The following is a 14,811-nucleotide window of genomic DNA, read 5'->3' as shown; positions in this document are numbered from 1 at the left end:
ACCTTACAATCGAACCGTTTCTAATGATTGTGGCAATACTGCTTTTATATCGTATACCACACATGCTGGTTTACGCAATGCCGTGATGTTTAAACTATTGAAAGCCTCATGCGCTACTGCCAGTATGATCCCATCATACTTTCTAGTTTTTGACGAGCCATTTTCGCAGATAATACCATAGTTATGATTAGCCTGATCGGCATTTGCCCAGGGATCGTGAATGGTTACTTTAACTTTGTATTCTTCTAACCGCCTGACAATATCAATTACCTTAGTATTGCGTACATCAGGGCAGTTTTCTTTAAAGGTAAAGCCCAACACCAGTACTTCTGCCCCTACAATGTGGATGTTTTTAGCGATCATTTTTTTGATAATCTGATCGGCCACATATTTACCCATTCCATCATTTACACGCCGTCCTGCCAAAATAATTTCAGGATGATAACCAGCTTCCTGTGCCTTTTGAGCTAAATAATACGGATCTACACCAATACAATGTCCGCCAACTAAGCCTGGTTTAAAGTTTAGAAAATTCCATTTGGTTCCGGCCGCGGCTAAAACCTCAGCAGTATCGATACCGATCTGATTAAAAATCATGGCCAGTTCGTTTACAAAAGCAATATTGATATCACGCTGGGCATTTTCAATCACTTTTGCGGCTTCGGCCACTTTAATAGATGAAGCTTTATAAGTTCCGGCGGTAATTACCGAGCGGTACAGTTCGTCTATTTTTTCGGCTGCTTCTGGGGTAGAACCTGATGTGATTTTTAAGATATTGGCAACGGTATGTTGTTTATCTCCAGGATTAATACGCTCTGGGGAATAACCAGCAAAAAAATCTTTATTAAAAACCAATCCTGATCCTTTTTCTAAAATAGGTACACATTCATCTTCAGTTACACCAGGATATACGGTTGATTCATAAACTACTATATCTCCTTTTTTTAAAACCTTAGCCACAACTGCACTCGCTTTAATTAAAGGTGTTAAGTCCGGTCTGTTGTTTTTATCAACAGGCGTTGGCACTGTAACAATGTAAACCGACGAGCTGCGTAATTTTTCGATTTCATTGGTACAGTACAGGCCTTTTAAAGTTGTGCATTCGAATGTTAAAACCTCATTCAATTCAGATTCATTAACTTCCAATGTATTATCATATCCGGCTTTTAATTCTGCAATCCTGCTCTGGTTAATATCAAAGCCAAATACCTTGTATTTTTTCGCAAATTCTACTGCCAACGGTAAGCCAACGTAGCCAAGGCCAATTACCGTCATTTTCAGATTATCTTCAGCGTTATACATAATGTTGTTGCGTATTTACGGTTAATGTTAAGTTGCTTATTGGCACTCTGGTAACTAAGGCACAGTCTAAATGATCGAATGACATTAAAACATACTTGCCTTGAATCTGAATCACCTCTCCTTCCTGATTATGGAAAAGACCATTACTGATCCGAACCCGGTCTCCTTTGGAAACACCAGTTAAACTCACCACATCTACATCATTGTAGGCATCCATAATGTGTTTCAACTTTTCAATCTCACTATCCCGAACTACTGCAGGTTTACCCATGTAATTAATAAAGTTTAAAACGCCGAGTGTATACCTGATTTTGTAACCCTCCCGTTCATCTATTTTCACAAATACATATCCGGCAAAAAGTGGAAGACTAACTATTTTCTTTCTATCGGCCCATTGATTTTCTACATTACGCACTGGACAAAAAGATTCGAAACCTTGCTCTTGCAGCAAACGGTCAACTTTTTTCTCCCAACGGGGACGGGTATAGATCACAAACCATTTTTTTGTGAACGAGGGCTTAATGTTAAATGTAGATTCCATTTTTTGATGAGGTTATAGTTTGGTTTTTTAGGCGATTTGATACAGCTTCGCTATATCACTTACATGATAGCTATCGGTTATTCCTTTTTCACTGTATGCTAAAAGGCTTTATTCAGTCTGTTGGATACAGCTTCGCTATATCACTTACATGACAATTTTATATTCAAATCTTGTTTTGCTTTTTGGGCAAATGGGCAATCTAATTAAGAGTTGTTTGCAAGCTGCTAATGCCTTAAATGATGCTCAGTTTAAGCACCTCGGCCTTACTGTTTGTAAACAGAATTAAATCGTTTGGGGACGTTTATTTGGTAAAGGGCAAAGTATTCTCTTTTAAAACATGTTAGCTTTAGTTTGCCATGGCATAACCATAACCACCATAGCTGTATTTTTGGCTCTTTTCTCTTTTGGCGTCGTTAAAAACGACCATCGGATTTTTAAGTTTATTGTTTTCGCAAATGTCTTTTAATATGGCCAACTGGTATTTGTTGGTATAGTTATAGCGCACCAGATAAATGCTTACATCAGCATATTCGGCCAGGCTAAAGGCATCGGCCACCTGCCCCACCGGCGAAGTATCAATGATAATGTAATCGAATCTTTCTTTCAGTTCATCAAACAATAGATCCATTTTAGGGCTCATCATTACTTCGGCTGGATTTTCAGGCGATTGACCACATCCAATAACCCAAATATTATCAGAAACGTTGGTTGGCATAATAATATCTTCTAAAAACACAGATTCACCAATTAAATAGTTTGTTAAACCACTAGTTTGTTTTAAACCAACTTTATTTAGGAGATCGGGTTTTCTTAAATCGAACTCCAGTATAACAACTTTTTTATCAAGCATACCTAATGTAGTAGCCAGATTTACACTAAAGAATGTTTTCCCCTCTCCTTTCATACTGGAGGTAACCAGCATTACTTTATTTTCGATATTGTTAGACATCAGGCCTAAATTCATTCTGATGTACCTGAACAACTCTGATATAGTAGACCGGTTATCTTTTTGAAAAACGATTGTGCTTTTATCTTGGTTATGAGAAAGTTCACCCAGCATTTTTGCACCTGTTAACTCAATAGTACTGGCATCTTGTACTTTATTGTTTAAAAATCCTTTGGCATAAATTGCTCCTGCAGGTACAAAAAACCCAAAAATAAATCCACATAGATACAAAAGTGGTTGCTTAGGGCTATCGGGTGTAGTATTGTAAGCTGGTTTATCTACCACCTGCGAAGTTGGAACAGTTGCAGAAAGCGACAAAGCAGTTTCTTCTCTTTTTTGTAGTAAATACTTATATAAACCCGATTTTACGCTTTGTTCACGGCTTCTTTCTAATAAGCCACGCTCAATGGTGGGTACAGATTTAATTTTATTGTCGAATTGAGAGTAGTTGGCGCTCAGGTTGTTTCTTTCAATAACAAAACCCTGTTTTATGCTAGATAAGTTCTCTAAAATATTGGTTTTTAGGGTTGCTATTTGCTCGTTAAGGTTTAGTACCAAAGGGTTTTCAGCATTAGCGGTACGTAACATTCTATTTCTTTCCAATTGCAGATCGTTAAATTTTGAAATCAATGAATTCAAAATCGGATCTTTTAAGCCCATTGCACTTGGAGCGAGATTAAACTGACTTTGTTTACTCTTGAAATAATTTTCGATAGACTGCAATAACCTCAACTGCACAGATGATGCTTCCAATAACTGGTTATACTCTCCTGAGCGCGCAGCATTCATCTGCGCATCCATATTAACATCGGTAACACGGTTTTGCTGCTTGTAGCTCTCCACATCCTCCTCAGTACCAGAAAGATCTGCAACGAGGTATTTTAAGCGGTTATCAATAAATTTAATGGTATTTCTTGCAATTGTATTTTTATTATTAACGTTATTGATGTTATAGGTTTCAATCAGATCGTTAAGAATATCAATTCCTCGCTGTGGAACCACATCGTTCAAACTTATGGTAATGGTATTGGCATCTTTAACTACCGGAACTATCTTTAATGAGGTCAGATTATAAGCTTCTGTCATTTTATATAAGTTTTTAAACTGAAGTCTAATTTTGCCAAATTCAGTTTTATACGCAGGTCCCTTATCTATCTTAATCGCATAGTCTTTAGTATTAATGGTATCGCCATACTTCACTATATTTGTCTTTAGGCTATCCTGAATGATATAAGAGATTTCATCCAGGTAAGAAACGTTAATTTTTCTTCCGTAAGCACCATTTTTTAAACTTATAGCTGTAACTACAAGTGGCGAAGTTTTTCCATAAAGTTCTTTCTCTCTAATTCCTTCTTTTTTAAAGTAAGCTGTTTCTAGGTTTAGTTTTTTCAATACTTTAAAAATCAAGTCTCTCGACCTTAAGATCTCAATTTCATTATCAACCGTTTTAACCGTTTGAAACATATTAAGATCGCTGAAAGCGGTGCTGTTTGACATTGCTGCGCCATTTTTATCATCAGAGATTAGTAGTGTGCTACTCACTTTATATTTTGGTGGAGTAACGTATAAAAATGCATATACGGCAGCCATAGAAATAATGATACTGATTAAGAAATAGTGCCAGTTTCTGGCAAATCTGGTCATAGTTTCTGCAAAATCATTTGCGCCGCCTATTGAACTTTGTTTAAGCATGATATAGTGTTTTAAGAAACGTTATCGACGGAGAACAGCTGTAATCAATACTGCTACAGCAGATATTGAAGCAATTACTACTGGCATAATGCGCGTATTCGGACTGTATTCAATCGCTTTAGACTTATCTGGTTCTACATACACCACATCGTTTTGTTTCAGATAAAAAAACGGAGAATCCATCACATCCTGATTGTTTAGATTAAGTCTTTTCATTACTCGTTGGCCATCTTGTTGCCTGATCACCAAAATATTCTCTCTTTTGCCATAAACAGTCATATCGCCTGCCATACCTAGTGCTTCCAGGAGATTAATATTATCGCCCTGCACGGTAAAAGTTGATGGTTTGTTTACCTCGCCAATTACTGTTACTTTAAAATTGACCAACTGAACATCAACTACCGGTTTTTTAACATATTTATCTAATTCTTTCGATATTGTAGCCTGTGCCTGCTCAATGGTTAAACCTTCCAAGCGAACATTGCCTACAACAGGAAGATTAATCATCCCGTCCTTACTTACCCGATAACCATCTACTTTATAATTGTTTTCGGAACTTGCGTTTCGTGTATTAACGGCAAATAAAACATTCGACTCTTGGTTTAAACTGTTTATACTTACACTTAAAAGGTCGTTTTGCTGAATTTTAACTTCCTGCCCTTGAAGCTTAACTTCGCTGGTTTGTTTAGCCAGGTTACTAAAGTATACAAGATCTCTTCTGGGAGCGCATCCGCTGATAATGCTTGTATATATTGCGATAAATAATATTACTTTCTTCATAGCTTAAGTAATGTTTAGTTTTTTGTTTCAGTTTATTGAGAACTAAGCTATGCAATTAAGCATCAATGTTTTATAGGCAAAACAGGGTTGTATTTAAATTGTATAAAATATAGCCTGCATGCACAGCATTTTAAATACTGTGCTCATAAATTGCACAACATTTGTAAATTTTACAACGCGTAACTTGTATAATATTCGGGCTGTATTTTTACTCAAACAAACCTGTTTTTGGGTGAGATCTTAATCGGTAAAGCTCAAAAAACATCAGAAAATGTTTTAACATTTAAAAAAGCTATTTAATACTACATTTTATAAGGCGTATAAAATGACTTTTATAAAATTTTAGCAAAAAACTGCCGATTACTAGGCCAAGATTTACTATTTAATACATTCCTTTTTCTTAGCCAGGCTCTGGATAAGTCGCGATATGCATATTTCTGTGTAAGTTGTTTTACAGTACATTTATAATTGCCTAAAAATTACATTCTAATCAGCATGATTGAGCTTTCCTTAATTGCGATATGTTCGTTGCAATCGATCCAGGTAAAACGATTAATATAAGGGGCATATCCCTTTAACGTAGTGCAAAAAACTAAAAAAGTTGACAACTGTGAAAGCTGTAAACATGCATTAGCAAAACATGTACAGTATGCTTTCAAAGGTATTAAAAGCTTGTTTTATGCATAAATTCGTAAAAAACCTAAAAGAAAAATGAAATATGAAAGTTATTATTTACGGAATTGGAAAAATGGCTGAATTTATCTGTTATTCTTTCATGAATGACAGTGATTATAATGTTGTTGCCTTTTGTGTTGATGATGTTTATGCGCCCCCAGCGGGCAATACGCTACAAGGATTACCCATCTTAAGCTTCGAACAGGTAATTAAAGATTTTTCGCCAGAATCCCATAAAATACATATTGCTATTGGTAGAAATAGTGCGAGAGAAAGTGTATACCATAGGGTAAGCCAAGCGGGCTATAGTTTTGCAAATTACGTTTCCTCTAAAGCAAATATATGGCCTGAATTAATGTTTGGGCACAATACTTTTATCGATCAATGCTGCGATATACAACCTTTTGTAACCATAGGCAATAATTGCATGCTTATTGGCGCCAGAATTGGCCATCACTCTACCATAGGAAACAATGTTTTGCTATCTGGTAATATATTAGCGGGTAATGTAAATATTGGAAATAACTCTTTTTTAGGTATAAACTCCGCCGTTAAAGAAGATATTACCATTGGCAGTCATAACATTATTGGTGCAGGTGTTTTTATCAACAAAAATACTGAAGATTATGCTATTGTTTCTAACGGCTCAGTACCGCAACGTATAGGAGACTCGAAGCGTTTTGTTATGTTTAACAAAGCTCAGCAAGTTAAACAAACTTAGAAAATGTTTTATACATAAAAAGGGAAGCTATTATTAACTTCCCTTTTTTATTTAGCCTAACCGTAATTAAACTTTTGCTCTGTTTTCGGCACTTCTTTTCAGCTGTGCATTAATGCGGCCTAAAACATCGTAAAGATCGAAAGGTTTACTGATATAATCATCAGCAAATGCAGCTATAGCTTTCTGTTCGCTGTTATTCTGTGCAGACATTACAATAATCGGGATGTGTTTAGTGAAAATATCGGTTTTTAAATCTTCGCAGATTTCTGCTCCGTTTCCATCCGGCAACATTACATCAAGCAAGAAAAGATCAGGCATGGCATCCTGGATATTTTTCTTTAACTCAGCAAATGATGATGAAAGCTGTAGTTCAAAGCCCTCGTCCTTTAATAGAATTTCAATAACGTTTCTGATCTCCTGATCATCCTCTAAAATGTGTATTCGTTTTCTTTCCATGTTCAAATTATAATGTTTGGGATATACTGTTTGCGTGGAATTCGCTATACAATAGTAACAGTAACACCTAAACTCTCTAAATGTTTAACAATTTGTTCAGAAATTCCTTTGTCGGTAATTATATGATCAATTTCTTCTAATCCACATATCTTTCCGAATCCTCTTTTTCCAAATTTTGTAGAATCGGCCAGTACAATTGTTTTTTGCGATGCACCGATCATTTTGCGGTTTAAATGCGCCTCCATTGCATTTGTAGTGGTTAATCCAAAATCAAGATCAATTCCATCAACGCCTAAAAACAGTTTGTTAAAATAAAAATCCTGCAAAACCTGTTCCGCATAAGCGCCCATTACAGATGAAGAACTTTTTCTAAGTAAGCCACCCAGTTGTATTACTTCAATACTAGGCTCTCGCATTAATTCAAGCGCTACATTTAATGCAGAAGTAACCACTGTTAAATTTGTTGCAGGTACAATGTTCTTCGCAAAATATAATACTGTGGTACCCGATGCAATAACAATTGAATCGTTATCATTTAACAGCGCAGCAGCAGCAATACCTATTTTATTCTTTTCGGTCGATTGTATTTTCTCTTTCTCATTAACTGGGCGATCTACCGTATATGGATTGTTTACGGTTGCACCTCCATGTGTTCTAAACAGGAGGCTCTTATCTTCCAGTAGTTTTAAGTCCTTTCTTATTGTTACAGACGACACTTTCAATTCCTTACATAAATCTACTACATTTATGTATTGATCACGTTGCAGGCGACTTAAAATAAACTGGTGCCTCTCAGCCAAATTCATCATAGTATATTTAATTAGCGTGCCTGCAAATTAATAATAAAAACATTCTTTAAAATATTTTAGGCAAATATTTAATAAATTTTTAACACGCATATTATATTATTTCGATTATGATTTCTTATAATTGCGTATTGTTTCGTTTTATTATTTTTATAAATCTAAATGGAAAGATTACATCCACATCATATAACAGAAAACATAAACTGGGACTTTATTATTATTGGTGGGGGTGCTACCGGATTAGGCACCGCATTAGATGCTGCGAGCAGGGGCTTTAAGACTTTGCTGGTAGAACAATCTGATTTTGCCAAAGGAACATCCAGCCGGAGTACCAAATTGGTGCATGGCGGCGTCCGTTATCTTGCACAGGGAGATATCGGTTTAGTTAAACATGCATTAAAAGAACGTGGTCTATTACAACAAAATGCAAAACACCTCGTAAATAAAGAAGAATTTCTGATTCCCTGCTACGATTGGTTCTCTGTTATAAAATATTTAACCGGGCTTACACTGTACGATTGGCTAGCGGGCAGATATAGCTTCGGCAAATCTAAATTCTTCTCGAAAAAAGAAACCTTAAATATGATGCCCGGTATTAAAGCGAAGGGTTTAAAAGGAAGCATCAGGTATTACGACGGAAAGTTTGATGATGCCCGTTTAGCAATAAACATTGCACAAACCGCTATCGAAAAGGGTGCGTCATTATTGAACTATACAAAGGTTATTGGTTTATTAAAAAGCGGCGATACAATTACTGGTATAGAAACAGAAGATACTATAACTGGCTTAAAGGCTAAATATAATGGTAAAATAATAATTAATGCAACGGGGGTGTTTGTAGATGACATCCTGCAAATGAATAACCCGAATTCAAAAAAAATGGTACGTCCGAGTCAGGGCGTACATGTGGTACTTGATAAAAGTTTTTTAAATAGCGAATCGGCTTTAATGATACCCAAAACCTCTGATGGCCGTGTTTTATTTGCTGTTCCATGGCACGACCATTTATTGGTAGGCACAACAGATACGCCTTTAGACGAACATAGTTTAGAACCCAGAGCACTAAAAGAAGAGGTAGATTTTATTATGAGTACTGCCGCAAGTTATTTTAACCGCAAGCCTATGGAAGAAGATATCTTAAGCGTATTCTCAGGTTTACGCCCTTTAGCCGCACCTACCAATGGCGATGTAAATAGCACGAAGGAAATTAGCAGAGACCATAAATTGATTGTTTCGGCAAAGGGGTTAATTACTATTACAGGTGGTAAATGGACCACCTACCGCCGAATGGCGGAAGAAACGGTTGATTTGGCCATTACTCATGCAAATTTAGAATCGAAAGCATGCGTAACCCAAAATTTAAGCATACATGGCAATTCTGCCAATATTGCAGGTGATCATTTAGCTATATATGGATCCGATCGCAGTAAAATTGAAGCGTTAATTGCACAAGATCCAAGTCTTGGCAACAAATTACATCATGCATTCCCTTATACAGAAGCCGAAGTACTTTGGTCTGCGCGGAACGAAATGGCCGAAACAGTAGAAGACATTTTAAGCAGACGACTTAGGATACTGTTTATTAATGCACAAGCTGCTAAGGATATGGCACCTAGAGTAGCTTCGCTCCTAGCTAAAGAATTAGCTGCTGATAAAAACTGGGAAATTAACCAAATCGAAACTTTTAATAAATTAGCCGATGGTTATATTTATCATTCAACACCTAAAATAACCGAACCGGCTCTTTAGCCAATAACCAAATACCTAATTATGAGTAAATACATCTTGTCTATCGATCAGGGAACCACAAGTTCGAGAGCAATTATTTTTAATTACAATGGTGAAATTGTTGCCATTGCGCAACGAGAATTCACACAGATTTATCCTAAAGCCGGCTGGGTAGAACACGATCCAATGGAAATCTGGTCGACACAATTGGCTGTTGTAACAGAAGTGATTGTTAAAGCAGGATTAACCGTGGGCGATATTGATTCTATCGGCATTACCAATCAACGCGAAACCACTGTGGTTTGGGATAAAGAAACCGGGCAGCCCATTTATAATGCTATTGTGTGGCAAGACAGGCGTACTTCTGCCTATTGCGATGAAATTAAAGCGCAAGGGTTAGCCAATAAAATACAGGAAAAAACGGGATTGATTATAGATTCTTATTTCTCTGCTACTAAGGCCAGATGGATCTTAGAAAATGTTGCTGGTGCCAGGGAAAAAGCTGAAGCAGGAAAACTTGCCTTCGGAACCATAGACACCTGGTTAATCTGGAAATTAACAGCTGGCGAAAAACATGTAACCGACGTAAGTAATGCATCGCGAACGATGCTTTACAACATCCACACTTTAAGCTGGGATGAAGAATTGCTTAAACTTTTTTCTATACCGAAAGCAATGCTTCCAGAGGTAAAATCATCAAGTGAGGTTTATGGTGAAACCGCTGGCCGTATATTGGCCGCAAAAATTCCTATTGCTGGTATAGCTGGCGATCAGCAGTCAGCCTTATTCGGACAAATGTGTACCGAAATCGGGATGGTAAAAAACACTTACGGTACTGGCTGTTTTATGTTGATGAATATCGGCTCAAAGCCAAAAATTTCTGCCAATAATTTATTAACCACTGTCGCCTGGCAGATAAATGGCGAAGTAAATTATGCTTTAGAAGGAAGTATTTTTATTGGAGGTGCTGTTGTACAGTGGCTTCGCGATGAAATGGGACTCATTTCTAAATCGGCCGATGTTGAAACCTTAGCTAAAAAAGTAAAAGATACCGATGGCGTTTATGTTGTTCCAGCTTTTGCAGGCTTAGGCGCTCCACATTGGGATCAACATGCGCGAGGCACCATAACAGGGTTAACCCGTGGTACAAACAAATCGCACATCGCCAGGGCAGCCTTAGAAAGCATTGCCTACCAAACCATGGATGTTTTGAAAGCTATGGAAGCAGATGCAGGTGTAAATATTACCGAATTAAGGGTAGATGGTGGTGCTACAGCTAACGATTTACTGATGCAGTTTCAGGCCGATCTGTTAAATTGTAAGGTAATCAGACCAGATGTAACAGAAGTTACCGCCATTGGCGCTGCATATCTGGCCGGATTAGCTACCGGTTTCTGGAAAAGTATAGATCAGATTCGTTCGCAATGGAAAATTAACAGAACTTTTGTTGCTGAAGAAGGAATTGATAATACGGAAAGAATAAAAGGCTGGAATAGAGCAATAAAAGCTGCTCGTGTAAACGCAGAAGACTAATTGGACAAATTTTAATCGGATAAGAATTTAATTATATGAATGTATATCTCGCAGAGTTTATTGGTACAGCACTATTGATTCTTTTAGGAAATGGCGTAGTAGCTAACGTAGTGCTTAAAGGCACTAAAGGGAATAATAGTGGATGGATTGTAATTACAACTGCTTGGGCACTTGCTGTATTTGTAGGGGTTGTTGTTGCTGCCCCCTATAGTGGGGCACACTTAAATCCGGCTGTAACCCTCGCACTTGCCATAGGAAAAGGCTTCAGTTGGGCCTTGGTTCCATTCTACATCATTGCACAACTGGCTGGCGCAATGACAGGATCTTTTCTGGTTTGGCTTATTTACAAAGATCATTTCGACGCTACTGATGATCAGGGTTTAAAAGCCGCGCCTTTTGCAACTGCTCCAGCCATCAGAAACATGTCGTCAAATTTATTGTCAGAAATTATTGGCACTTTCGTTTTAATATTTGTGATCTTTTATTTTACCGATGCCAGTATGGGCACTAAAGAAACAGTTACCACGCCTATTGGCCTGGGCTCAATTGGCGCAATCCCGGTAGCATTTTTAGTATGGGTAATTGGCTTGGCTTTGGGCGGAACAACCGGGTATGCCATTAATCCGGCAAGAGATTTGGGCCCCCGGATTATTCACTTTTTAATCCCGATGAAAGGAAAAGGAAGTAGCGACTGGGGTTATGCCTGGGTACCAATTGTTGGTCCGATAGTCGGATCAGTATTAGCTGCAGTTGCATTTTTGTTGATTAGCAAATAGAAAACATCCCTTTATCGTCATTGCGAGAAAGCTTTTTCAGTTGACTAAGCAATCTTTTAAATTTATCTTATAAGATTGCTTAGTCGTTCGTGTGCGATGGTGCCCCTAAAGCATTACTGAAAAGCAGCTCTTCCTACTTGTTCATCACCTAAGTATATCCAAATGGCACCTTTTAAATATTTTCCAAAAGAATCTTTCATGTCCTGTAAGCTTACTTTGTTAAAATTTGCAACCATATTTTCAGTTATACTATAGTCGCCAAGAACTTCTGCTTCACCTAAATCTTTCACAATCGAACTTGCACTTTCCTGATGCCTGTAATACCTATCGCGATGATCTTTTTTTAATGCCTCAAGATAACGTTCACTGTACTTCCCTTCTTTAATATTGTTATAAACTGAAACCATTGCTTTAAAAGCTTTTTTAGGCTGTGTGGTACTTACAAACATAGAAGTATATGGAATCTGTTGCACTTTAACGGTTGCACCAGGCGCATATGACAAGCCAAGTTTAGTTCTCAGCTCATAATTCATGCTGCCACTTAGGGCATTAATTGTTAACACAAAAGCATAATAATCGGCATTGGTCATAGTGGGGGCATTCATAATGCAACTCATGTAATTGGTTGCAATATCTCTTTGCTCTATTACCAAATGCTCTCCTGTTAAAATCTTCCGATCGTAAATTGGCGGTGTATAGTCTTTTCCTTTAAGTGCACTAAAAGAGGCTTGAATCTTCTTCTCCAGTTCTTCTTTTGTAATATTTGCAGCAACTACCAAAAACATTTTATTCTTGTTCAGCAATTCGCTATGGTAATAATTGCTAACTATTTCGGCGGTAAAGCCACCTACGGTTTTACTTGTACCTAAAGGATTAATGCTGTAAGGCGTATCCTTAAACATACTTTCCATAGTTAATTGTTCAATCCTTGTTTCAGGATCAGATTGACTATGATAAATACCTGTAATCATACGCTCTTTCGTAGTTTGGAACTCGGTTTTATCAAAGGCAGGATTAATTACTGCATCTGAAAAAAGTTTCCAGCCCTGATCAAGATACTTAGAAATACAATTCATGCTAATTGTGCCATAGTCAGTTGTTGATGAACCAGAAATATCAATCCCGTATTCATCAGCTAACTCCTGATAATCGACAACGCTGTAATTTTTAGTACCGCAGGTTGCTGCAGATGCCAAGGCCAGGTTCTCAATTCCAGCTCTTTCAGCGTTATAATTCATTACACCACCTTTAAAAAACATGCTCATACTAACCGTTTCTTTCTGGGTTGGTTTTAAAATTACCTTTAAGCCATTCACATCAAATGAAATGGCTTTAGTTTGCGCACTGGCAATATGGAAAACTAAGATTAAGTTTATTAAAAATATGAATCTTTTCATGGAGCGTAAAGTTAGTTTGGTGATTTAAAAAATGTTTCTGGCTTCACTTCGTTCATACCTGCTTTATCCATCATCAGGCCAGCACAATAAGGTTTATCTTTAATATACTTGCGTACATAATCTAGCAAATCCTTCCTTGTTACCTTATTTACATTTTCTTCATAATGGGTATAATAATCAATCGATGCTGAAGCCCACCAAAACGAAAGTAAATGTGCGTAGTCGGAGGTAACCTCTCTCCTTTCCACTTGTTCGATAGACAATAGCCTTTTGGCTCTTTCAATCTGTAGATCAGACAAATAATCATCATTGGCCCAAAGCGAGATTTGCTTAAGCACTTCCTGATAACATTCTTTTATTTTTGCCGGATTAGGGCTTACCATCAAACTAATCGGACCAGTATATTTTTGCGTATAATAATTTACATCTGCCTGTTGGGCCAATCCGGAATTAATAAGCGCCTGCTTCATCTTAGAGCCATTTTGATTCACAATAAACGAAAAAACATCGGCAGCATAAGTGGCAGGAATATCGTTTCTGGTATCGGGGCCATGCCAGCTAAAAAGCATAAATGGAACAGGGCTCTTATTCGATTCTACAAAATAATAATCCTTTTTTTGAAGTGGTTTAAACTCTGGAATGGGCCATTTTACAAAAGGATCAAAAGGCGAACGTTTCCAGCTTCCAAAAACGGAGTTTACATAACCAAAAGCTTCATCAACATTAACATCGCCTGCTATTACCAAAACAGAATTATTTGGCCAATAGTATTTATTTTTAATGGAATCCATTTTTGATGGAGTAGCAGATAAAATTACCTCGTGGCTGCCGATTACATTTTTACGGGAATAATTTGTCCCCCACATATGTCGCGAATTGGCCTCTATCAAAGCAAATATCGGACTCGATTCATGCCTTGTAAACTCGGCATTTACGACTTCATTTTCCAAAGCCATATCTTCCTTTATGAATTTTGGATAACGGATTGAGGAATTCATTAAATTTAAACCAGGCTTTAAATTAGCGGCAGGAAGTGTGAAAAAATAATTTACCACTTCTTCTCTGGTGGTCGCATTCGAACTGATATCCAGATCGTTCATTCTCGAATTTAGACGTTCGAAATCGGGATAATCTTTATTAGCCTTAAAAAACAAGTGTTCGTAAAGGTGGCTTAGGCCATTAAATTCGTCAGTTTCGGTAAAAGAACCATTTCTACAGGCCATTTCGATGGTCACCAGCGGCACAGTCCGATCTACAACAACCAGCACTTCCAAACCGTTATCAAGTTTTTTAAAGTGCATGTTTTCTCCGGGCTTTTCCTGAGCAACAGCAGAACCAAGACACAAAATATAGGCTAAGGAGCTAAATAATAGAGAGCGCATATTTTTAATTAAATTTTGTCACCAAATAAGGGTTAATCTTTCACTTTAACAAATAAAAAACGCTTTATTTATAAAT

The 14,811-nt window shown here is 37.2% G+C and carries 12 protein-coding genes; 4 read left to right on the top strand and 8 right to left on the bottom strand.

The features are described from left to right. Positions 1 to 3: 3 nt before the first annotated feature. The 4 genes from FHT21_RS07785 to FHT21_RS07770 form a co-directional block, all read right to left on the bottom strand. A complete protein-coding gene (locus FHT21_RS07785) occupies positions 4 to 1,302 on the bottom strand; it encodes a nucleotide sugar dehydrogenase (protein WP_167294135.1) in 1,299 nt (432 codons plus the stop codon). After that, positions 1,295 to 1,843 (bottom strand): UpxY family transcription antiterminator, encoded by a 549-nt coding sequence (locus FHT21_RS07780; protein WP_167294134.1) that lies wholly within the window; start codon positions 1,841 to 1,843, stop codon positions 1,295 to 1,297. Before FHT21_RS07780 ends, FHT21_RS07785 begins: the two co-directional genes overlap by 8 nt. Before the next feature lie 346 nt (positions 1,844 to 2,189). After that, positions 2,190 to 4,481, bottom strand: a complete 2,292-nt coding sequence (locus tag FHT21_RS07775; protein ID WP_167294133.1) for a polysaccharide biosynthesis tyrosine autokinase — start codon at positions 4,479 to 4,481, stop codon at positions 2,190 to 2,192. Between the two features lie 21 nt (positions 4,482 to 4,502). Beyond that, positions 4,503 to 5,261, bottom strand: coding sequence for a polysaccharide biosynthesis/export family protein (locus FHT21_RS07770; protein WP_167294132.1), 759 nt, complete (start codon positions 5,259 to 5,261; stop codon positions 4,503 to 4,505). A 718-nt stretch (positions 5,262 to 5,979) separates the two neighbouring features. Between FHT21_RS07770 and FHT21_RS07765 the strand changes: the two genes are divergently transcribed. Next, the gene (locus FHT21_RS07765) at positions 5,980 to 6,657 is read left to right on the top strand and encodes a hypothetical protein (RefSeq protein ID WP_167294131.1); all 678 of its coding nucleotides are present in this window, start codon (positions 5,980 to 5,982) and stop codon (positions 6,655 to 6,657) included. A 66-nt stretch (positions 6,658 to 6,723) separates the two neighbouring features. Here the strand turns inward: FHT21_RS07765 and FHT21_RS07760 are convergent, their stop codons facing one another. Beyond that, on the bottom strand, positions 6,724 to 7,113 hold the full coding sequence (locus tag FHT21_RS07760) for a response regulator transcription factor (RefSeq protein ID WP_167294130.1): 390 nt from the start codon (positions 7,111 to 7,113) through the stop codon (positions 6,724 to 6,726). 44 nt (positions 7,114 to 7,157) lie between these two features. Beyond that, on the bottom strand, positions 7,158 to 7,922 hold the full coding sequence (locus tag FHT21_RS07755) for a DeoR/GlpR family DNA-binding transcription regulator (protein ID WP_057934180.1): 765 nt from the start codon (positions 7,920 to 7,922) through the stop codon (positions 7,158 to 7,160). Positions 7,923 to 8,081: 159 nt separating this feature from the next. On the opposite strand from FHT21_RS07755, the gene FHT21_RS07750 reads away from it, so the two are divergent. From FHT21_RS07750 to FHT21_RS07740, 3 genes are read left to right on the top strand one after another with little or no spacing between them, the layout of a single operon-like run. Then, positions 8,082 to 9,668 (top strand): glycerol-3-phosphate dehydrogenase/oxidase, encoded by a 1,587-nt coding sequence (locus FHT21_RS07750; RefSeq protein ID WP_167294129.1) that lies wholly within the window; start codon positions 8,082 to 8,084, stop codon positions 9,666 to 9,668. A 21-nt stretch (positions 9,669 to 9,689) separates the two neighbouring features. Then, positions 9,690 to 11,180, top strand: a complete 1,491-nt coding sequence (gene glpK, locus FHT21_RS07745) for a glycerol kinase GlpK (protein ID WP_167294128.1) — start codon at positions 9,690 to 9,692, stop codon at positions 11,178 to 11,180. Positions 11,181 to 11,215: 35 nt separating this feature from the next. Next, complete coding sequence (locus FHT21_RS07740) at positions 11,216 to 11,956, top strand: MIP/aquaporin family protein (RefSeq protein ID WP_167294127.1); 741 nt, start codon at positions 11,216 to 11,218, stop codon at positions 11,954 to 11,956. Positions 11,957 to 12,069: 113 nt separating this feature from the next. On the opposite strand, the gene FHT21_RS07735 is transcribed toward FHT21_RS07740, so the two are convergent. Together FHT21_RS07735 and FHT21_RS07730 are read right to left on the bottom strand one after the other, a co-directional pair. Further along, the gene (locus FHT21_RS07735) at positions 12,070 to 13,353 is read right to left on the bottom strand and encodes a pitrilysin family protein (RefSeq protein WP_167294126.1); all 1,284 of its coding nucleotides are present in this window, start codon (positions 13,351 to 13,353) and stop codon (positions 12,070 to 12,072) included. 11 nt (positions 13,354 to 13,364) lie between these two features. Beyond that, complete coding sequence (locus FHT21_RS07730) at positions 13,365 to 14,735, bottom strand: pitrilysin family protein (protein WP_167294125.1); 1,371 nt, start codon at positions 14,733 to 14,735, stop codon at positions 13,365 to 13,367. Between the last annotated feature and the right edge of the window lie 76 nt (positions 14,736 to 14,811).

The organism is Pedobacter sp. SG908, assembly GCF_011759615.1.
GTDB lineage: Bacteria > Bacteroidota > Bacteroidia > Sphingobacteriales > Sphingobacteriaceae > Pedobacter > Pedobacter riviphilus.
The sequence above is the reverse complement of the archived record's forward strand: the minus strand, read 5'-3'. Positions and strand labels throughout refer to the sequence as shown.